General features: G+C 73.2%; 19 protein-coding genes and 1 pseudogene. 12 read left to right on the plus strand and 8 right to left on the minus strand.

Translation table 11 applies throughout. The features are described from left to right. Positions 1-939 (minus strand): tRNA (adenosine(37)-N6)-dimethylallyltransferase MiaA, encoded by a 939-nt coding sequence (gene miaA / locus EJG53_RS10475; protein ID WP_125044629.1) that lies wholly within the window; start codon positions 937-939, stop codon positions 1-3. A gap of 182 nt (positions 940-1,121) precedes the next feature. On the opposite strand from miaA, the gene EJG53_RS10480 reads away from it, so the two are divergent. Both EJG53_RS10480 and EJG53_RS10485 read left to right on the plus strand, forming a co-directional pair. Continuing rightward, entirely contained in the window at positions 1,122-1,412 is a 291-nt protein-coding gene (locus EJG53_RS10480; protein ID WP_125044630.1) for a gliding motility protein, read from the plus strand. Between the two features lie 37 nt (positions 1,413-1,449). Continuing rightward, a complete protein-coding gene (locus tag EJG53_RS10485) occupies positions 1,450-1,716 on the plus strand; it encodes an antitoxin (RefSeq protein WP_125044631.1) in 267 nt (88 codons plus the stop codon). Between the two features lie 258 nt (positions 1,717-1,974). Here EJG53_RS10485 and EJG53_RS10490 read toward each other — a convergent pair whose 3' ends face one another. Both EJG53_RS10490 and miaB read right to left on the minus strand, forming a co-directional pair. Beyond that, positions 1,975-2,685, minus strand: coding sequence for a class III extradiol dioxygenase subunit B-like domain-containing protein (locus EJG53_RS10490; protein WP_125044632.1), 711 nt, complete (start codon positions 2,683-2,685; stop codon positions 1,975-1,977). 103 nt (positions 2,686-2,788) lie between these two features. Next, positions 2,789-4,270, minus strand: coding sequence for a tRNA (N6-isopentenyl adenosine(37)-C2)-methylthiotransferase MiaB (gene miaB, locus EJG53_RS10495; protein WP_125044633.1), 1,482 nt, complete (start codon positions 4,268-4,270; stop codon positions 2,789-2,791). Positions 4,271-4,348: 78 nt separating this feature from the next. Here miaB and EJG53_RS10500 point away from each other — a divergent pair, with 78 nt between their 5' ends. Then, complete coding sequence (locus EJG53_RS10500; RefSeq protein WP_125044634.1) at positions 4,349-5,347, plus strand: TAXI family TRAP transporter solute-binding subunit; 999 nt, start codon at positions 4,349-4,351, stop codon at positions 5,345-5,347. 67 nt (positions 5,348-5,414) lie between these two features. Here the strand turns inward: EJG53_RS10500 and EJG53_RS10505 are convergent, their stop codons facing one another. The 4 genes from EJG53_RS10505 to EJG53_RS10520 all read right to left on the minus strand — a co-directional run bounded on the left by EJG53_RS10505 (position 5,415) and on the right by EJG53_RS10520 (position 9,677). Continuing rightward, positions 5,415-6,851, minus strand: a complete 1,437-nt coding sequence (locus EJG53_RS10505; RefSeq protein WP_371858674.1) for a DEAD/DEAH box helicase — start codon at positions 6,849-6,851, stop codon at positions 5,415-5,417. 231 nt (positions 6,852-7,082) lie between these two features. Beyond that, a complete protein-coding gene (locus EJG53_RS10510) occupies positions 7,083-7,286 on the minus strand; it encodes a cold-shock protein (protein WP_031008163.1) in 204 nt (67 codons plus the stop codon). A gap of 225 nt (positions 7,287-7,511) precedes the next feature. After that, positions 7,512-8,918 carry a sensor histidine kinase gene (locus tag EJG53_RS10515; protein WP_125044636.1) on the minus strand — a complete coding sequence of 469 codons (1,407 nt, stop codon included), beginning with the start codon at positions 8,916-8,918 and terminating at the stop codon, positions 7,512-7,514. Between the two features lie 18 nt (positions 8,919-8,936). Then, positions 8,937-9,677, minus strand: coding sequence for a response regulator transcription factor (locus EJG53_RS10520; RefSeq protein ID WP_031008168.1), 741 nt, complete (start codon positions 9,675-9,677; stop codon positions 8,937-8,939). 337 nt (positions 9,678-10,014) lie between these two features. Between EJG53_RS10520 and EJG53_RS10525 the strand changes: the two genes are divergently transcribed. The 9 genes and pseudogenes from EJG53_RS10525 (at position 10,015) to EJG53_RS10555 (ending at position 17,156) form a co-directional block, all read left to right on the plus strand. Next, on the plus strand, positions 10,015-10,800 hold the full coding sequence (locus tag EJG53_RS10525; RefSeq protein ID WP_125044637.1) for an amino acid ABC transporter ATP-binding protein: 786 nt from the start codon (positions 10,015-10,017) through the stop codon (positions 10,798-10,800). Positions 10,801-10,855: 55 nt separating this feature from the next. Continuing rightward, positions 10,856-11,764, plus strand: a complete 909-nt coding sequence (locus EJG53_RS10530) for a glutamate ABC transporter substrate-binding protein (protein ID WP_125044638.1) — start codon at positions 10,856-10,858, stop codon at positions 11,762-11,764. Positions 11,765-12,054: 290 nt separating this feature from the next. Further along, positions 12,055-12,702, plus strand: a complete 648-nt coding sequence (locus EJG53_RS10535; RefSeq protein ID WP_030020338.1) for an amino acid ABC transporter permease — start codon at positions 12,055-12,057, stop codon at positions 12,700-12,702. Next, positions 12,699-13,663, plus strand: a pseudogene (locus EJG53_RS10540) (amino acid ABC transporter permease). The gene EJG53_RS10535 and the pseudogene EJG53_RS10540 overlap by 4 nt, the downstream one beginning before the upstream one ends. 163 nt (positions 13,664-13,826) lie before the next feature. Continuing rightward, a complete protein-coding gene (locus tag EJG53_RS10545; RefSeq protein ID WP_244955092.1) occupies positions 13,827-15,281 on the plus strand; it encodes an FAD-dependent oxidoreductase in 1,455 nt (484 codons plus the stop codon). Continuing rightward, positions 15,278-15,961 carry a hypothetical protein gene (locus EJG53_RS42380; RefSeq protein ID WP_244955093.1) on the plus strand — a complete coding sequence of 228 codons (684 nt, stop codon included), beginning with the start codon at positions 15,278-15,280 and terminating at the stop codon, positions 15,959-15,961. The genes EJG53_RS10545 and EJG53_RS42380 overlap by 4 nt, the downstream gene beginning before the upstream one ends. Before the next feature lie 106 nt (positions 15,962-16,067). Further along, positions 16,068-16,154 carry a putative leader peptide gene (locus EJG53_RS43855; RefSeq protein ID WP_324607239.1) on the plus strand — a complete coding sequence of 29 codons (87 nt, stop codon included), beginning with the start codon at positions 16,068-16,070 and terminating at the stop codon, positions 16,152-16,154. A gap of 76 nt (positions 16,155-16,230) precedes the next feature. Continuing rightward, entirely contained in the window at positions 16,231-16,770 is a 540-nt protein-coding gene (locus EJG53_RS10550; protein WP_125044639.1) for a cupin domain-containing protein, read from the plus strand. Next, positions 16,767-17,156 carry a rhodanese-like domain-containing protein gene (locus EJG53_RS10555; RefSeq protein WP_125044640.1) on the plus strand — a complete coding sequence of 130 codons (390 nt, stop codon included), beginning with the start codon at positions 16,767-16,769 and terminating at the stop codon, positions 17,154-17,156. Before EJG53_RS10550 ends, EJG53_RS10555 begins: the two co-directional genes overlap by 4 nt. Positions 17,157-17,319: 163 nt before the next feature. On the opposite strand, the gene EJG53_RS10560 is transcribed toward EJG53_RS10555, so the two are convergent. Next, complete coding sequence (locus EJG53_RS10560) at positions 17,320-18,636, minus strand: alpha/beta hydrolase (protein ID WP_244955094.1); 1,317 nt, start codon at positions 18,634-18,636, stop codon at positions 17,320-17,322. Positions 18,637-19,475 lie beyond the last annotated feature (839 nt).

Here is a 19,475-nt window from a genome sequence, read left to right on the forward strand (position 1 = left end):
TCAGGCTGTGACCGGTCGTTCGACCAACGCCAGCGCCCGCCCCGGGAGTTCCGCGCGGTCCGCGGCGGCGCCGCTGAGCCAGTGGACCCGGGGGTCCCGGCGGAACCAGGAGTCCTGGCGGCGCGCGAAGCGCTTGGTGGCACGGACCGTCTCGGCCCGCGCCTGCTCCTCCGTGCACTCCCCCGCGAGCTGGGCGAGGACCTGCTGGTAGCCGAGGGCACGGGAGGCGGTACGGCCCTCGCGCAGCCCTTCACCCTCCAGCCGCCGCACCTCGTCCACCAGACCCTCGTCCCACATCCGGTCCACTCGGCGGGCGATGCGCTCGTCCAGCTCGGGGCGGGCCACGTCGACGCCGATCTGGACGGTGTCGTAGACCGCCTCGTGCCCCGGGAGGTTGGCGGTGAAGGGGCGGCCGGTGATCTCGATGACCTCCAGGGCGCGCACGATGCGGCGCCCGTTGCTCGCCAGGATGGCGCGGGCCGCCTCCGGGTCGGCGGCGGCGAGCCGGGCGTGCAGGGCGCCGCTGCCCTGCTCGGCGAGCTCGGCCTCCAACCGGGCCCGCACCTCCGGGTCCGTGCCGGGGAAGTCGAGGGCGTCGATGGCGCCGCGTACGTACAGGCCGGAGCCGCCGACGAGGACGGGGGTGCGGCCCTCGGCGAGCAGGCGGTCGATCTCGGCGCGGGCCAGCCGCTGGTACTCGGCGACGTTCGCGGCCCGGGTCACGTCCCAGATGTCCAGGAGGTGGTGCGGGACGCCGTGGCGCTCGGGCACCGTCAGCTTGGCGGTGCCGATGTCCATTCCCCGGTAGAGCTGCATGGAGTCGGCGTTGACGACTTCGCCACCGAGATGGCGGGCGAGTGCGACGCCCAGATCGGACTTTCCGGCCGCGGTGGGACCGACGACGGCGATGACCCGGGGTACGGGAACTGCGGTGTTCACCGGCCCAGTCTCGCAAACCCGCGGGCCGCATCTCGAACGAGCGACGTGACGACTCGCCTCCGTGTTCGTTGCCTGTTGCGAGGTTCCGGCCGCCGGTTCACGGACCGGGGCCCGCGGGCGGCGCAATGGGACGCTCCGGGCGCCCCGGGATTTCGCCCACACGAGTAAGGTATGGAGTAGTTATGGGCGTGTTTTCACGGTTTCGTCGTAAGGCAGCAGAGGCATCGACGGAGGAAGCCGCCGCCGCCACGCTGACGGCGGAGCCGTCGGCCGCGGAGGGCGGGGAGCCCGCCGCGGAGCAGTCCGCCGAGACCGCTCCGGAGGCGGAGCAGGGCGCGGCGGCAGGGGCGGACGGGAAGCCGTCCGCCGAGGAGGCCGGCGAGGCGGCCGCCGCCGAGGGGGTCGAGATCCCCAAGCAGCAGTCGGCCGAGGAGGCTGCGGACAGCGACGCCGGGGAAGGCGCCCGTAAATAGGACGCACGCCGCACGAAGCAGCACGAAGGAAGGTGCCATGGGTCTGCTGGACAACCTCAAGGCCAAGCTCGGTCCTCTGAAGAGCAAGGCCGGTGACCTCGCGCAACAGCACGGGGACAAGATCGAGCAGGGGCTCGACAAGGCCGCACGGGCGGTCGACGAGAGGACCCAGGGCAAGTACAGCAGCCAGATCGGGACCGGGGCGGGCAAGGCGAAGGAAGCCCTCGGCCGGCTGTCGGAGGAGTCCCGCCGCTCCGGGGACCAGGGCGCCGGCGGCTCCGGCCCGCAGGGACCGGCTTCCTGACCTTCTCGCCGGGCCCGCGGCGGGGCGGCCCGGACAGACAGCAGCATCACGGCCGCGGAGCGACCCGCTCCGCGGCCGTCGCGCGTGGTCCCGGAGGGGGCCGTGGCGGACGCCGCTTGCGTACGGCGCGGAACCCGGCGCCCGCCGCTCCCGTACGCCTAGGAACGCTGCCACGCGCCTCGGAACACTGCCACGCGCCTCAGCACGCTCCCATACGTCTCAGAACGCTCCCGCGCGCCTCAGACCGCTCGCTAAACCTCAGGACCACGCCGCCACGAAGTACCCCACCCCGTACGGCGCCTCCTCGCACAGCAGCTCGCCGTGCAGGCCGGCGTCCTGTGCGGCGCCTGCCAGGACCTGCCAGGAGGACCGGCCCGAAACCTTCAGCTCCTCCGCCAGCTCCGCGTCCAGCCCGGTCAGCGCCTCGGTGTCGGCGGCTCCCAGCGCGCGTCCCACGGCGGCGTCGAAGTCCTCGGCGCGCTCGTCGTAGTAGCCCGGCGCCTTCACCGTGCGGCACGCGCTGCCGTCGCCCATGACCAGCAGGGCGACTCGCTCCGCCGATGCCGCGATGTCCCGTCCGGCCTGCACGCAGCGGTCGGTGGCCAGCGGCTCGCCGACGCCCAGCCCTTCGACCGGCGCGTCGGCCCAGTCGGTACGGGCCAGCAGCCAGGCGCCGACCGACAGCGACGGCGGAAGCGGTCGTTCCGGGGTGGTCGCGGCGGCGCCCAGCCGCACGTCGAGGTCCACGCCGAAGCCGCGGAACGAGCCCACCGAGCCCTGCGCGTACGCCCCGCGGCCGGCCTCGTCGGCGGGGCCGACGACGACCAGCCGGTCCGGCCGGGCCGCCGCGAGCAGCCCGATCGCGTCGAGGGCGGCGGCCCGCGGGCCGTCCAGCTCGGGTGCGGCTCCGGAGGCGACCTCCGGGACGAGCACCGGCGGACACGGGCAGACGGCGGCGGCGACAAGCATGGCTGGAACCCTAGCAAGGCCGCGGCGCCGGGCCCGCGGTCCCGGGCGCGGGTCCGCGGTGCTTCCGGCGCCGGTCGTACGGGGCGATGCGCCCCTCAGGCCGTCAGTCGCACCCGCAGCCCGCGGCCGGGGCCGGGGCGGGCGCCGGCGCGCCGATCGTCGGCAGGCCGAGCATGACACCGGCCGGGGCGGCGGGAGCGGCGTTGCGCTTCTCCCAGGCGTCGCCCGCGCGCGTACGGCGGACGGCCTGGGCCGGGCCCTCGGCGAGCAGGTGGTGCGGCGCGGCGTAGGTGATCTCGACGGTCACCATGTCGCCGGGGCGGACCGGCTCCTCGGGGCGGGTGAAGTGCACCAGGCGGTTGTCGGGCGCGCGGCCGGACAGGCGGCGCGTGGCGTCGTCCTTGCGCCCCTCACCCTCGGCGACCATGACCTCCAGGACACGGCCGACCTGCTTCTTGTTCTCCTCCCAGGAGATCTCCTCCTGGAGGGCGACCAGCCGCTCGTAGCGGGCCTGGACGACCTCCTTGGGGATCTGCCCCTCCATCTCGGCGGCCGGGGTGCCCGGGCGCTTGGAGTACTGGAAGGTGAAGGCCTGCGCGAAGCGGGACTCGCGGACCGTGTGCAGGGTCTGCTCGAAGTCCTCCTCGGTCTCGCCCGGGAAGCCGACGATGATGTCCGTGGAGATGGCGGCGTCCGGCATCGCGGCGCGCACCTTCTCGATGATGCCGAGGAAGCGCTCCTGGCGGTACGAGCGGCGCATCGCCTTGAGGACCGTGTCCGAGCCGGACTGCAGCGGCATGTGGAGCTGCGGCATCACGTTCGGGGTCTCGGCCATGGCGGCGATGACGTCGTCGGTGAAGTCGCGGGGGTGCGGCGAGGTGAACCGGACCCGCTCCAGGCCCTCGATCTTCCCGCAGGCGCGCAGCAGCTTGCTGAACGCCTCGCGGTCGCCGATGTCGGAGCCGTACGCGTTGACGTTCTGGCCGAGCAGGGTGATCTCGGAGACGCCCTCGCCGACCAGCGCCTCGATCTCGGCGAGGATGTCGCCGGGGCGGCGGTCCTTCTCCTTGCCGCGCAGGGCCGGGACGATGCAGAAGGTGCAGGTGTTGTTGCAGCCCACGGAGATCGAGACCCAGGCCGCGTACGCGCTCTCACGGCGGGTGGGCAGCGTGGAGGGGAACGCCTCCAGCGACTCGGCGATCTCGACCTGGGCCTCCTCCTGGACGCGGGCGCGCTCCAGGAGCACCGGCAGCTTGCCGATGTTGTGCGTCCCGAAGACCACGTCGACCCAGGGGGCCTTCTTGACGATGGTGTCGCGGTCCTTCTGCGCCAGGCAGCCGCCGACCGCGATCTGCATCCCGGGCCGCGCCGCCTTCTTGGGCGCGAGCTGGCCGAGGTTGCCGTAGAGCCGGTTGTCGGCGTTCTCCCGCACCGCGCAGGTGTTGAAGACGACGACATCGGCCCCGTCGGCGCCCTGCGGCGCGGGGACGTATCCGGCGTCCTCCAGCAGGCCCGACAGCCGCTCGGAGTCGTGGACGTTCATCTGGCACCCGTAGGTGCGCACCTCGTATGTCTTCGCACTCATCTCAATCGACCAGGGTACGTGCTCCCGCCGCCCCCTCGCCCCTCCCTTTCCCGGTACCGGGCTGGCAGGATCCCGGCCATGGTCTCCGTACTCCCCCGCTCCGGCCGCCGCCGGGCGCTGCTCGCGGGTGCCGCGGTGCTGGCCGTGCTCGGCCTGCTGCTGTGGTGGCTGCCGTCGATGGCCGGGCCGCCCGAGCCCGGCGGGCGGTTGACACTGTCCACCGGCGTGCGCTCCGGGGTGTACGCGCGTTACGGGGAGCTCCTCAAGCAGGATCTGCGCCGGGACCTGCCGCGGGTGGACGTACGGCTGATGAACAGCGCGGGGTCGCTGGACAATCTGGAGCACCTGGCGACCGGCAAGGCGCAGTTCGCGATCGCGACCGCGGACGCGGTGGCCGAGCGGCAGCGTCTCCATCCGCGGCAGGCGGCCGGGCTGCGGGCCTGCGCACGGCTGTACGACGACTACCTGCAGTTGATCGTCCCCGCGGACTCGCCGGTCGACTCGGCCAGGAACCTCGGGAGGCTGCGCGTCGGGGTGGGGGCGGACGGCTCCGGAGTCCAGCTCACCACCCGGCGGCTGGTCGCGGCGGCCGGGCTGGACTTCGACCACGACATCGAGGCGGTGCGGGTCGGCATCGACCGGATGCCGAAGCTGCTGGAGGAGGGGAAGCTGGACGCCTTCTTCTGGTCGGGCGGACTGCCGACCTCGGCCGTGCAGCAGGTGGCCCGGCGGATGCCGATACGGCTCGTCCAGCTCGGGGACCTGATTCCGGCGCTGCACCGGCAGGGCGGGCGAAGCCGTTACTACCGGGCGGCCGTGATGCCGGCCGACGCCTATCCGCTGGTCCAGAAGGGGCAGGCGGTCAGGACGATCGCGGTCGCGAATCTCCTGGTCACCACCGACCGGGAGGACCCGGTACGGACGGAGGCGATCACCCGGACCGTCATAAGGAGCCGGGACCGGATCGGTACCGAGGTGCACGCCGCGCAGAAGGTGGACCTGCGGACCGCGGTGTTCACCGATCCGCTGCCGCTGCACGAGGGCGCGCGGCGTTATTACGTGTCGGAGAAGCCGTAACGGGCCGCTTCCGGGGGGCCGGAGGCGCCGGGGCATGCACGGGCCTCCGTGCACGCCCCGGCGCGCGTCACGCCTTGGGCGCTCGCGGGGTGCGCGGCGCCTTGGGGGCGCGGGAGGGACGCCGGGACGGACGGCCGCCGCCCGAGGCGCCGGTGCCGCCGCCCGCCGAGCCGCCGCCGGAGCCGCCGCGGCGCGGCCGTCGGCGCCCGCCACCGCCGCCCGTGGACTTGGGCCGCTCCTGCTGCGCGGGGACCGCGATCACGACCGGCTGGCCGGACGGCGCCTGCGCGCCCGTGATCCGTATGAGTTCGCTGTCGCCGGGCCGGACCCGGGCCGTACCGGGGGTGATCTTCGCCCGGGACATCAGCCGGGTCATGTCCCGGCGCTGGCCGGGCGTGACCAGGGTGACGACGGTGCCCGACTCACCGGCCCGCGCGGTACGGCCGCCGCGGTGCAGGTAGTCCTTGGCCTCGGTCGGCGGGTCGACGTTGACCACCAGGTCGAGGCCGTCGATGTGGATGCCGCGGGCGGCGACGTTGGTGGCGATCAGCACGGTGGCCTGGCCGGTGCGGAACTGCTCCAGGGTGCGGGTGCGCTGCGGCTGGGACTTGCCGCCGTGCAGCGCCGCGGCCCGTACGCCCTGCGACAGCAGGTGCTTGGTGAGCCGGTCGGCGCCGCGCTTGGTGTCCACGAACATGATCACGCGGCCGTCGCGGGCGGCGATCTCGGTCGTGGTGGCCCGCTTGTCGGTGTCGTCCACGTACAGGACGTGGTGCTCCATGGTGGTGACCGTCGCGGCCGACGGGTCCACGGAGTGGGTGACCGGGTCGGTCAGGAAGCGGCGTACGAGCTTGTCGACGTTGCGGTCCAGCGTCGCGGAGAACAGCATCCGCTGGCCGTCCGGGTCCACCTTCTCCATCAGGCGGGTGACCTGCGGCAGGAAGCCCATGTCGGTCATCTGGTCGGCCTCGTCGAGGACGGTGATGGCGACCTGGTCGAGCTTGCAGGCGCGGCGGTCCAGCAGGTCGGCGAGCCGGCCCGGGGTGGCGACCAGGATCTCGGCGCCCTTGCGCAGCGCGTCGACCTGGCGGTTGATCGAGGTGCCGCCGACGACCGTGGTCGTGCGCAGGCCGACCGCGGTGGCGTACGGGGCGAGCGCCTGGGTGACCTGGGTGGCCAGCTCACGGGTGGGCACGAGCACCATCGCGAGGGGGCTCTTGCTCTCGGCGCGGCGTCCGGCCGTACGGCTGAGCATCGCCAGTCCGAAGGCCAGGGTCTTGCCGGAGCCGGTCCGGCCGCGGCCGAGGACGTCCCGGCCCGCGAGGGTGGCGGGCAGCGTCGCGGCCTGGATGGGGAACGGCTCGGTGACGCCCTGCGCGCGCAGCGCGGTGAGAAGGGCCGGTGCCAGCGGCAGCTCGTCGAAGGAGACGGCGGGCGGCTGGGGGGCCGTCCGCGGGGACGGCTGGGGTGCGGCGCTCTGTCGCGGTGCGGTCGCTCGGGTCACTGAAAGCCCTTCTGTGGCGGGGAGGCCGAGCGCGTACGGCACGGTGCCGTGCGGTCTCGGGCCGCATGGGTACGGGACGTACGCATACGGGTCGTGCGGCTGCGGTGCGCTCGCGCGACGACGTGCGGTGCGGACGGCGAGCCGTGCGCGGGGCGTACGGCGGTGGGCCGTACGGATACGGACGGGGCCCGCACCGGCCGGTGCGGGCCCCGTCCGCTGACGTGCGGTGCGTCAGGCGGGGATGATGTTCTCCGCCTGCGGGCCCTTCGGGCCCTGGGTCACGTCGAAGCTGACCTTCTGGCCCTCCAGGAGCTCACGGAAGCCCTGCGCCTGGATGTTCGAGTAGTGGGCGAAGACGTCGGGGCCGCCGCCGTCCTGCTCGATGAAGCCGAAGCCCTTTTCCGCGTTGAACCACTTCACGGTGCCGGTGGCCATGTTTTTCTCCTTCTAGGGGCAAACCGGAGACCGCACTGCGCGGCCTCCCTGTCGCCGAGATGATCGCCCCACACCGGAGAAAGGTCCGGAAAACAAGGAACGCCCGGGGCTTCCAGCCACCGGGCGCGCACAAAGTTCATGGGTACCACAACTGCAACGCCGTCAACGGTAACACACCTTCACGGTCCCGGCAGGGCCGCCCGCGGCCGGGCCCGGGCCGGGCGGTCACGGCGCGTTGCGCGGCACCACCACGGTCACCCGCAGCCCGTGCGGCCGGTGCGGCGCGAAGGAGAGCGTGGCGCCGCCGCCGGCGAGCAGCGCGCGGGTGATCGACAGGCCCAGTCCGGAGCCGGAGACGTTCTGGTGGCGGCCGCTGCGCCAGAAACGGTCGCCGATCCGGGCCAGTTCGTCCTCGGTGAGGCCGGGGCCGTGATCGCAGACGGTGATCCGTACGGTCTCGCCGTCCGGCACCACCCCGACGGTGACCCGTTCCCCGGCGGGCGTGAACTTCAGGGCGTTGTCGACCAGGGCGTCCAGGGCGCTGGACAGGGCGACCGGGTCCGCCCAGCCCGTCACGGCCCGCTGGCCCTCGTAGGACAGCAGCACCCCTTCCTCGTCGGCCAGCGGGCGCCAGGAGCCGACCCGCTCGGCGGCGAGCGCGGCGATGTCGGTGAGCTGGAGGTCGGCGGCGGCGTGCTCGGCCAGCGCCAGGCCGAGGAGGTCGTCCAGGACCCGGGCCAGGCGCTTGCCCTCCGTACGGACGGAGGCGATCTCCTCGTTGCCGTCGGGGAGTTCCAGGGCGAGCAGCTCGATGCGCAGCAGCAGTGCGGAGAGGGGGTTCCGCAGTTGGTGCGAGGCGTCGGCGACAAAGGCCCGCTGCTGTTCCAGCACCTCCTCGACGTTGTCGGCCATCTCGTTGAACGAACGGGCCAGGCGGCGGAGTTCCGGAGGCCCGGAAGCGGCCGCGACCCGGGACTTCATCCGGCCGGTGGCGATGTCGTGGCTCGCGGCGTCCAGGATGCGCACCGGGCGCAGCACCCAGCCGGTGAGCCGGAAGGCGGCGCCCACCGCGACGAGCATGGCCGCGCACTCCCCCGCCCCGATCAGCAGCCAGCCGTGCAGGGTGCGGGAGCGCATCCGCCCGGTGGGCGAGTCGGTGACGACGACGGCCACCACGTCGCCGTCCCGGACGACGGGCGAGGCGACGGGGATCCGGCCGTCGTCGTCCCAGGGCCAGATCTGGTGGGGGTCGTGGCTGCGGCGGCCCGCCAGGGCCTCGCTGAAGGCCCGCGCGCCTTCCCCCTTCTCCGGTACGCGCCAGTCGGCGGGGGCCGCCGCCATGGGCGTGCCGTCGCGGAAGAACACGCCGGCGCGGATGCCGTACAGCTCGTGGTAGCGCTTGAGTTCGGCGCTCAGCGTGGTCTGCCGCTCGTCCTCGTCGGGGGTCTTGCCCGCGCCCGGGCGGGCGGTGACGTACTGGGCGAGGGAGGCGAAGCGCGCCGCGTCGTCGATCCGGTCGACGACCACCCGCTGCTGTTCGACGCCCGCGGTGATGCCGGCGAGCGGGAAGCCGAGCGCGAGCAGCACCCCGGCCAGCAGGACGATCAGGAGCGGGAGGAGTCGGGTGCGCACGGTGCGGGCCGCCGGCCGTCAGGAGGCCGGGCCGGCCGGTGACACGGCGGCGGGCGGCGTCACGAGCCGGTAGCCGACCCCGCGCACGGTCTCGATCAGCGCGGGCATCCGCAGCTTGGCGCGCAGCGACGCGATGTGCACTTCCAGGGTCCGGCCGGTCCCCTCCCAGCTTGTGCGCCACACCTCGCTGATGATCTGTTCGCGGCGGAAGACGACGCCCGGCCGCTGCGCGAGCAGGGCGAGCAGGTCGAACTCCTTGCGGGTCAGGGGGACGGCGGTGCCGCCCACGGACACCTGCCGGGTGGACAGTTCGATGGTGACGGCGCCCAGCCGCAGGTCGCCGGGCGGGGCACCCTCCTGGGCGGGCGGCTCCCCCGGGGCGGCGGGCGTGGCGGCGCGGCGGCGGCTGACGGCGTGGATACGGGCGAGCAGTTCGCCGGTGTCGTAGGGCTTGACCACGTAGTCGTCGGCGCCGAGGTTCAGGCCGTGGATACGGGAACGGACGTCCGCCCGCGCGGTCACCATGATCACCGGGCTGCCGCACATCCGCCGGATCCGGCCACAGACCTCGAAGCCGTCCTGGTCGGGCAGGCCGAGGTCGAGCAGGACCACCCCGAAGGGCTCCCGGCCGCCGGGCAGCAGGGCCTGCAGCGCCTCCTCGCCGTTGCGGGCGTGGGTGACGTCGAAGCCGTGCCGGGACAGCACGGCGGACAGGGCGGCCGCGACATGGTCGTCGTCCTCCACGAGCAGCAGCCGCACCGGCCCCCTCCTCACGTTGTGTGCCCGGCCGCGCATACCTGGACGCGCGGGTGCATAGGTGTACACCCGTACGCGGGCGCGTACGGATCGCGGGCCGTCACGGAGCGGCCAAAAGGCATCTACGGCGATGGACGGCACGCACGTCAAGGGGGTATTCCCGGAGGGCCGGTTCCGTTATGCAGCCGGTACACCGGGGCGCCGGTCCACGCGCCCCGTGCACGCCGCGTGTCCCTTCGCGGCCGTATCGTTATGCTCAAATCCCGCTCAGATGTAATGACGCTGGTCGCAGGGCGTTACTAGGGTCCTCCCCAACCGAGGAGGACGGAGCTGTACGCCGATGAGCGAAGTATCGGTGACCAAGAGCGACAAGGGGCCCGCGTCGGCGGGCGACCCGCTGGTCGTGCTGGACAACGTGAACAAGCACTTCGGCGCGCTGCACGTACTCCAGGACATCGACCTGACCATCCGGCGCGGTGAGGTGGTCGTGGTGATCGGGCCCTCCGGGTCCGGCAAATCGACGTTGTGCCGCACGATCAACCGGCTGGAGACCGTGGACTCCGGCGCCATCACCATCGACGGCAAGCCGCTGCCCCAGGAGGGGCGCGAGCTGGCCCGGCTCCGTGCCGACGTGGGCATGGTCTTCCAGTCCTTCAACCTCTTTGCGCACAAGACGGTGCTGGAGAACGTGATGCTGGGCCAGACCAAGGTCCGCCGCACGGACAAGAAGGCGGCCGAGGAGAAGGCCCGGGCCCTGCTGGACCGGGTGGGAGTCGGCACTCAGGCGGACAAGTACCCCGCCCAGCTCTCCGGCGGACAGCAGCAGCGGGTGGCCATCGCCCGGGCCCTGGCGATGGACCCCAAGGTCATGCTTTTCGACGAGCCGACCTCCGCACTCGACCCGGAGATGATCAACGAGGTGCTGGAGGTCATGCAGCAGCTCGCCCGGGACGGCATGACGATGGTCGTGGTCACGCACGAGATGGGCTTCGCCCGCTCGGCGGCCAACCGCGTCGTCTTCATGGCGGACGGCCGGATCGTCGAAGAGGCCGAGCCGAACCAGTTCTTCAACAACCCGCGCAGCGACCGGGCCAAGGACTTCCTCTCGAAGATCCTCCACCACTGACCGTGCGGCCGGTCATCATGATTGCCAACTTCCGCTGAACCGAAGGATGTTCACCATGAGGATTCGTAAGACGGCCGCGGCGGGTGCGGTGGTGCTCGCGCTGACGGCGACGGCGACCGCATGTGGCGGCGAGTCGGGCACGGCCGGCGACAAGGCGTCCGGCGGGGAGGTCTACAGCGGGACGTACCCGGTCAACGACAAGGCGAACGTGAACTCGCCGGCCTGGAAGAAGGCCAAGCAGGCCGGGAAGATCACCATCGGCGCCAAGGCCGACCAGCCCTACCTCGGCTTCCAGGACACCACCGGCAAGCGGACCGGCTTCGACATCGAGATCGCCAAGATGATCGCCGCCGACCTGGGCTTCTCCGAGAAGCAGATCGAGTTCAAGACGGTCGACTCCAACGTCCGCGAGACCGCGATCTCCAAGGGCCAGGTCGACTACTACGTCGGCACGTACACGATCAACGAGGAGCGCAAGAAGCAGATCGACTTCGCGGGCCCGTACTACACCGCGGGCGCGGACCTCCTGGTGCGCCGGGACGACAAGTCCATCACCGGCCCGGACACCGTCAAGGGCAAGAAGGTCTGCTCGATCGTCGGCTCCACCCCGCTCCAGGAGATCAAGAAGCCGAAGTACGGCGCGCAGACCACCGAGCTGGCCAAGTACTCGCTGTGCGTCAAGCAGCTCCTCGACGGCCAGGTGGACGCGGTCACCACGGACGACGCGATCCTCAAGGGGTACGCGGCCGAGCGGCCCAAGAAGCTGCGGGTCGTCGGCAAGCCGTTCACCAAGGAGCCGTACGGCGTCGGCCTGATGAAGGGCGACAAGGCGCTGCGCGACGCGATCACCGACGCGCTGGAGAAGCACATCAAGAACGGCGACTACAAGAAGGCGTACGAAGGCACCCTCGGCAAGTCCGGGACCAGCTTCGTCGCGCCGGAGACGCCGCTGCCCCGCGACTGACCCGGGCCGCACACCCGCCGTCCGCCGCCGCACGCCCCGTACGCCGCTTCGGCGGGCGTGCGGGGCGTGGGTGCCTGAGGAACCACGCGCCGGGACGCCCGTGCGCACGCCGTCGCGGGCCGCGCCCGCGCTCCCGGCCGTACGCCGGTACGCCGCCCGCACCACCGGTACGCCGCGCACGCGAGCGACCGCACGCCGGGGCCGCGCTCCCGTACCCCGCGCGCCGCGCACGCCCCGCGCCGGGCCGTCCACCCGTCCGCCGCTGACCTGACCGCTACCGCGGAGAACCCATGAACGTACTCCTCGACTATCTTCCCGAGTTCCGCACCGGGTTCCTCGGAACCGTGTCGCTCACCGCGGCCAGCGGGGCGCTCGCCATCCTGCTGGGCCTCCTCATCGCCGGATTCCGGGTCTCGCCGGTGCCCCCGCTGCGCGCCTTCGGGACGGCCTGGGTGACGCTGCTGCGCAACACCCCGCTCACCCTGCTGTTCCTGGTCGCCTTCTTCGTCGTCCCGCAGATCTTCTTCCCGGGCATCAGCCCGTTCGTGCTCGCGACGCTGGCCCTGGGCTTCTACACGTCCTCGTTCATCTGCGAGGCCGTCCGCTCGGGCATCAACACCGTGCCGCTGGGCCAGGCGGAGGCCGCCCGCAGCATCGGGATGACCTTCGTCCAGACGCTGCGGATCATCGTCCTGCCGCAGGCCACCCGCACCGTGATCCCGCCGCTGAGCAGCATCCTGATCGCGCTCACCAAGAACTCGGCCATCGCGGGCGCCTTCAGCAACGCGGAGCTGTTCAACGTCTCCAAGCTCCTGAACGACCAGGGCCGGCCGATCGGCTGGATCTTCCTCTGGATCGCCCTCGCCTACTTGATCATCACGTTCGCCATCAGCGGCATCTTCCGGCTGCTCGAACGCCGCCTGGAGGTGGCCCGATGACCAGCGTCCTCTACGACGCCCCGGGGCCCAAGGCCAAGGTCCGCAACCGCGTCTACACCGTCGTCGGCGCGCTCGCCGTCCTCGGCCTGCTCCTCTTCGCCGTGCTGCGGCTGGCCGCCAAGGGCCAGTTCGAGCCGGAGATGTGGAACATCTTCAACAACGCCGGCGTGCGGACCAACATCCGCAACGGTGTCCTGACGACCCTCCAGGTCTTCGCGGTCGCCGCGGTGCTCTCCCTCGCGCTCGGCGTGCTGCTCGCCGTCGCCCGGCTCTCCGACCACAAGCCGGTGCGCTGGCTGGCGACCGGGTTCATCGAGCTGTTCCGGGCCGTCCCGCTGCTGATCACGATCTACGCCCTGTGGGTGATCCTGCTCTCCTACAAGGAGGAGCTGGGCCTGACCGGCGACTCCCCGCAGTTCTGGGCCCTGGTCGTCGGCCTGACCGTCTACAACGGCTCGGTGCAGGCGGAGGTGCTGCGGGCCGGCATCAACGCGGTGCCCCGGGGCAGCGCGAGGCGGCGTACGCGCTCGGCATGAGCAAGACGCAGGTCATGACGACGGTGCTGATGCCGCAGGCCGTCCGGGCGATGCTGCCGACGATCATCAGCCAACTGGTGGTGACCCTCAAGGACACCTCGCTCGGTTACGTGATCACCTTCGAGGAACTGCTGTACACGATCCAGCAGATGGCCAGCACCATCGTCGTCAACGACGAGAACCCGTACGTGCCGATGATCATCGTGGCCGGCGCGATCTACGTGGCGATGTGTCTGGCGCTGTCCGGGCTGGCCAACTGGATCGAGCGGCGCGGCCGGCGGGCCAAGACCGGCATCGTGATGGCCGGGGCGGGCGAGCCGGTCACCGCGTCGGACGCGCTGGAAGGGGCCGACGGCACGCCCGGCGGCCCGGTCGACACCCGGCGGCCGCCGGACCTGGGCGGCGGGGGCGGCTTCACGCCCTGACGGTGTGACACCGTGAACGGGGGCAGTGCCGCGTGCGCCGCTGCCCCCGTCACTTGACGCGGGCGCCCGCAATGGGTTGCATACGCTGTGTGATCGCGCACCGGGCTCCAACTGCCAGTTCCTGTACGTCCCGTAAGAACCCGCGGACCGGGGGAGCCACGCCGTGGACCCGGTGATCGTCGTCGGGGCCGGCCCCGTCGGCCTCGCCCTCGCCCTCTCCCTCGCCCGCCTCGACGTCCCGTGCGTGGTGCTGGACGAAGCCCCCGGCGCGATCGATCCGCGGCCCGCCCGCACCGTCGTCCTGCGGCCGGACACCACCGCGTTCCTGGAGCGGCTGGGCTGCGGCCCGGCCCTGGACTCGGCGGGCACCCGGTGGACGGCCTGGCGGTCGGTGCGGCGGAGGCGGTTGCTGGAGCGGGTGGAGTTCGGGGTGGGGGGGCCTGCCCCCGTTTCCTCCACCTCCCCCATTTCTCCCGTTTCCCCCGTTCCTCCTGTTCCCTCTGCTGCTCCCGTTTCTCCCGTACACGTGCCGCAGCACGCGCTGACCCGGGCGCTGCGCACCGCGCTCGCGGCGCAGCCCGGCGTCCATATCGTCGCCGGCAGCCGGCTCGACGAACTGCGGCAGGACGAGTACGGGGTCAGCGCCCACACCCGAGGCGCCAACGGCGCGTGGTGGCGCGCCAGTTACCTGGTCGGCTGCGACGGCCCGCGCTCGACGGTCCGCAAGCTGCTGGAGATCCGCTTCCCGGGGCGTACGGCGGTCGAACGGCACGCGGTGGCGGCGCTGCGTACGGAACTTCCCTGGCCGGGCGAGGCGTTGCTGCACCGTTCGCCCGCGCGGCAGGGCGGCGGCGGGTCCGGCGGCGAGGTGACCGCCCGGCCGCTGCCCGGCGGGGTGTGGCGGCTGGACTGGCTGCTGCCGCCCGGCCGCGACCTGGTCACTCCGGACGCGCTGGTGGCCCGGATCCGCGACTCGCTGGCGGTGTGGACGGCGGAGGCGGGGGTGGGGGCCGGGTCGGGAGCTGGGGTCGGTGCGGGGGCCGACGCCGGAGTCGGGCCGGGGGCCGGGAACCGGGCCGGTTCGGGGGCGGGAGCGGGTGCCGGGCCGGTGCGTGGTTCCGGCAGGAAGGGCGGGGGGCGGGGCGGCCCGCACGTCCCCGCCGTACCGCCGTACGAACTCCTCGACACCGGCGTGCACACGGTGCACCACCGGCTGGCCCGGCGCTGGCGGCGCGGCCGCGCCTTCCTCGCCGGCGACGCCGCCCACCTGCTCGGCGCGCTCGGCACCCAGGGCTTGGACGAGGGCCTGCGGGACGCCGAGAACCTCGCCTGGAAGCTGGCCCTGGCCTGGCACCAGGGCGCTTCGGAGGCCCTGCTGGACAGCTACCAGGCCGAGCGCAGGGACGCCGTCACGGCCCGGCTGCGCGCCGCCGACCGTGCCCTGCCGCTGCTGCGCGACGGTGAGCGGGGCGGCCGGTGGCGGGCCGTCCTGCCGGGGGCCGCCCGCGGGCACACGGCGATGCTCACCGACGGGCACCTGGGGCGCGGGCCGCTCGGCGCGCCCCCGCGTACGCCCGCTCCCCGCTCGCCCCGGACATCGACCCGTCGTGCGCGATGACGGTGGGCACGCAGGTCGGCGCGCCGGTCGCGGACGTCCCCGTGACGGCCCCGGACGGCGCCCAGGTACCGCTGCGGACCCGGCTGGGCCGGGGGCTGCTGGTGGTGCTGGTGGCGCCCGGCACGGGCGTGTGGGACCGGCGGCACTGGAAGTCGGCCGGTCTGATGCCGCGCCTCTCGAAGACGGTGGACGCCCTGCCGATGCCCGCCGAGGTGCTGGTCGCCGAGTCGTACCCGGGCGCGGTCGCCCACACCGTCCTGGTCGTACGGCCGGACGGGCATCTGGTCGCGGCCATGGGGGGCGTCCGGCCGGCGGAGCTGTACGCGTGCGCGGAGGCGGTACGGGGCGGAGGTGCGGGGAGTGGCCCGGGAGACGGGGCGGGGGGCGGTCCGGGAGGCGCGGGGCGCGTGGAGGCCGCGGTGACGTTCGAGGGGGCGGAGCGGGCCAGGGCCGAGAACGGGAACGGTACGGGGCCGGAGGGGCCGTTCGCGCATCCGGCGCGGCCGGACGGTGAGCCGTCGGAGCCTGCCGAGGGAGCGGCGTCCCCGCAGGCCGGCAGCGACACGGACCGGGACATGGCTCGTGGCACGGATCGGGGCACTGACCGGGAGATGGCTGGGGACGCGGGCCGGGACGTGACGGAAGCGGAGGTCCGGTCGGGGGGCGGGGCCGGTCGGTGAGCGCTCCCGCGAGCCTCGACGCGCCGGTCGGCGTGCGCCCCTGGCACACTCCGGTGCGCCGGTCGGCGGTTGACCCTGCGGGAAGCCCCGTGCTTGACTCCGGAACGTGACGGAGAACGGTTCGCGCTTCTGGCGGAGGGTCCATCTGGACCTGGTCCGCTACGCGGGCTGTGTGTGTCGTCCGTCCTGCTGATCCGCACCCTTTCCCCGCGCGCCGCCGCGTCCGCCGCTGGTCGCGCGCCTCTTCGCGATCACTCAGGACGGTTCCTGTGCCCGACGTACGTACCCCCGCGCGCCCGCGTCCGGACGCCACCGGCGGCCCCACCGCCGCCGAACTCCTCGACTTCGCCCGCCGTACCGCCGCCGACGCCCCGCTCGTCGCCTCGCTGCCCCTCGACCCCGAAGGCCGGACCTGGATCCGTCTGGACGGTCCCGGCGGCAGTGAGGCATGGCTGATCGGCTGGCCGCCCGGTACGGGCACCGGCTGGCACGACCACGGCGGCTCGCACGGCGCGTTCGCCGCCGCCTCGGGCGAGCTGACCGAGCAGTCGCTCGCCGCCCAACTGCCCACCGAGGGCTGGAAGACGCTGGAACTGGCGGACGGCGTGGACCGGCAGCGGAAGCTGGCCGGCGGCCGCGGCCGCGCCTTCGGCCCGCACCACGTCCACCAGGTGCTCAACCTCTCCGAGGACACGCACGCCGTCTCGGTGCACGCCTACTATCCGCCGCTGCCGCTGATGCGCCGCTACAGCCGCACCGGTCCCGTCCTGCGCCTCGAAGAGGTCGAGCTGCCCGAGGACTGGCGGTGAGCGCCGTCGACGCGCTCCTGGAGGCGGCGCGCGCCGGACTGGACCGGGTGTCCCCCGAGCAGGCCGCGGCGGTCCAGCGGGACGGCGGGCTGCTGGTCGACATCCGTTACGCGGCGCTGCGCGAACGTGACGGCACCATCCCGGGTGCGCTGATCGTCGAACGCAACGAACTGGAGTGGCGCCTGGATCCCACCGGCACCCACCGCGCCCCGGAAGCCACCGGTCACGACCTGGCGGTGGTCGTCGTCTGCAACGAGGGCTACGCGTCGAGCCTCGCGGCCGCCTCCCTGCGGCAGTTGGGCCTGTACCGGGCGACCGACCTGGTGGGCGGCTTCCAGGCATGGCGGGCGGCGGGGCTTCCGGTCCGCGCCCGCGTCCACGGCTGAGGTGGCGGCGGGTCCGCCCGGAGGCGGACCCGCCGTCGGCTCGGTGCGCGGCGTTTCGGTGTGCTGCGTTTCGATGTGCTGCGGCTCGAAGTGCTGCGGTGTCTCGGTATGCGGCGTCTCGGTGTGCGGCGTCTCGGTGTGCGGCGTCTCGGTGTGCGGCGTCTCAGGGTGCGGCGTCGGACTGCCGGATCACGAGCGGCAGGGCCTTGCGCACCGTCCCGTTGTGGTCCACGTCCCCGACGTCCGTGAGCCGGTGGGCGGCCCCGTTGGCGGTAAGCTGCCGCGCGCAGTGGCGCGCGTTCTCGAACGCCACGTCCTTGTCGCCCTTGGCGTGGTAGAGATGCACCGGCACCTCCGGACGCCAGTCACAGGTGGTGTCCAATGCCTCCAGCTCTCGCCGCAGCTTCCCCCGCGGGCTGCGGACCGTGTCGAGGAATTCCGGCGTGAACAGTTCCTTCGAGGTCGCCGGCAGCGCCGCCGCGATCTCCGACGCCCGGTGATCGCCGTCGAAGAGGGACTCCACCGTCTTGTCGTACGGCGCACGGAACGCCTGCCCCGGTGTGTCGTACAAGCCGTACATCCGGTCCCACGCGGTCGCGAAGTACGCCAGGTAGAGCGACGACCGGACGACCTCGTCGTCGGCCGCGGCGGCCTCGAACCCGCTCAGGTCGAAGGGCCCGGCGATCGGGGCGAGCGCCCCCAGCCGGAAGTACGGGTCGGCGCCCCGCTGGAGGGCCCGGCCGACCATCATGGTCGCGGGCCCGCCCTGGGAGAAGCCGCTGACCAGTACGTTCCTGTCGAGGACCCGCTGCTCCCGCCGGACGGACGCCCGGGCCGCGCGCAGCGCGTCGACCGAGGCGGTGACGGTCGCCCGCGGATGGCCGTACGGGTGAATGCCGGGGCCCTCGCCCAGCCCCAGGTAGTCCGGCGCGGAGACGGCCCGGCCGGTCGAGGCGAAGAGCAGGGCCGCCGCCCGGTCGGTGGACTGCTCGTTCACCGAGGCCACGTCGCCCCGGTACACGGTCGTCCCGTGCAGCCAGGACACGGTCTGGAGAGCACGCTCGCCGTTCTTCGGTACGGCGACCAACTGACTGGCCGTGGTGGGCTCGCCCCGGAGGCCGCGGGTGCGGTAGACGACGCGGTGGGCGCGTACGCCGTAACGCACCTGGGCCGCGTCGATACCGGCCTTCTCCAGTCGGTCCGCGACCCCCTTCGCGTCCAGGTCGGCAACGAGAGTGACGGAAACGACCGAACCGGGGGTCGAGCGCTGCTCGGCGGCGTCGGGTCCGGCCGTGGCGGTTCTGGTTGGGGTTGGGGGTGCGGCCGTCGTGCCCGTGCCCTTGCCCGGACCCGGGCTCTCGGACATCGCTGACGCCGTGGTCGTCGCCACTGTCCCCGTGGCCAGTACGGCCGCGGCGCATCCCAGGACGAGGACGCCGGGAGTGGCGGACCACCCACGGCGTATTCGAGTGAAGATCATGCACCGCACTCTGCCGCCCACAGCATGCAGAGCACATTGCGGCCAGCCTCCGCGCCGGAGGGGGGTTTTCCCCCGGAAGCCGGACTGCCCGTAAACGGGCCGGACGGAATGTCGCGGGACCGGACCGCACATCGCAGGGCCGGGCCGCACGTCGCAGGCCGTACCGACCGTCACCAGGTCCTGTCGTCACATTCCCGTTGTCCGCCGGAAGGGCGGGCCGCGCGGCGTCTGGTGCACCCCGCTGCGCTCCGTCTCGGCTCCTTCATCCGTCCTTCGGAAGCCGAGCCGATCGCCAGGCGCCGGAGCGCCCTCGATGGGGGTACCCCCTGGTCCTTCGGGCCTTGAGGGCAGAGCTACGCGGGCGTTTCGGCAACGCAGCGTGGGGGCACCTCCCAGCGGTAGCTGGGAGAGTCGCGCGGCAGGCGGGAATGTGACGACAGGGCCTAGCCGGGGGCCCGGGAGACCCCACCCTGAGGCACCGCACTGTGCGCTGAGCCTGCCGAGAACGAGACAAACGAGACAACCGCACGGTCACGGGCCCACAGCACGTAGCAACACGCACCCGCAGCATGGCCACCCGGCCTGCGAGCGTCCGCGCCCCCGGCCGACGGCCGACCGGCAGCAGCCGACGGCCCCCTCGCCCCGCCACGCCTGCTGTCACTCCCCGGCCGCACACCTACGGCCTCACCCCTCGCCGCAGCCACCGCTCCACGAAGTCACACCTCTCACCGAGCCACCCCTCCTCGCCCTCAGGCCCCACCGTGCCATCCCCCGGCCAAGCCGCCCCCTCGCCAGGCCACGCCCCCACCAGCGCGCCCCCGCCGAGCCATCACCCCGCC

The sequence above is a fragment of the Streptomyces chrestomyceticus JCM 4735 genome, from assembly GCF_003865135.1.
Lineage (GTDB): Bacteria > Actinomycetota > Actinomycetes > Streptomycetales > Streptomycetaceae > Streptomyces > Streptomyces chrestomyceticus.

Coding starts and splice junctions, on each gene's coding strand:
- EJG53_RS10480 (WP_125044630.1), top strand. CDS start 1,122: ATGGGCGTGTTTTCACGGTTTCGTCGTAAGGCAGCAGAGGCATCGACG.
- EJG53_RS42380 (WP_244955093.1), top strand. CDS start 15,278: ATGACGGTGGGCACGCAGGTCGGCGCGCCGGTCGCGGACGTCCCCGTG.
- EJG53_RS10510 (WP_031008163.1), bottom strand. CDS start 7,286: ATGGCCACCGGCACCGTGAAGTGGTTCAACGCGGAAAAGGGCTTCGGC.
- EJG53_RS10535 (WP_030020338.1), top strand. CDS start 12,055: ATGAACGTACTCCTCGACTATCTTCCCGAGTTCCGCACCGGGTTCCTC.
- EJG53_RS10530 (WP_125044638.1), top strand. CDS start 10,856: ATGAGGATTCGTAAGACGGCCGCGGCGGGTGCGGTGGTGCTCGCGCTG.
- miaB (WP_125044633.1), bottom strand. CDS start 4,270: ATGAGTGCGAAGACATACGAGGTGCGCACCTACGGGTGCCAGATGAAC.
- EJG53_RS10490 (WP_125044632.1), bottom strand. CDS start 2,685: ATGCTTGTCGCCGCCGCCGTCTGCCCGTGTCCGCCGGTGCTCGTCCCG.
- EJG53_RS10560 (WP_244955094.1), bottom strand. CDS start 18,636: ATGATCTTCACTCGAATACGCCGTGGGTGGTCCGCCACTCCCGGCGTC.
- EJG53_RS10485 (WP_125044631.1), top strand. CDS start 1,450: ATGGGTCTGCTGGACAACCTCAAGGCCAAGCTCGGTCCTCTGAAGAGC.
- EJG53_RS10500 (WP_125044634.1), top strand. CDS start 4,349: ATGGTCTCCGTACTCCCCCGCTCCGGCCGCCGCCGGGCGCTGCTCGCG.
- EJG53_RS10525 (WP_125044637.1), top strand. CDS start 10,015: ATGAGCGAAGTATCGGTGACCAAGAGCGACAAGGGGCCCGCGTCGGCG.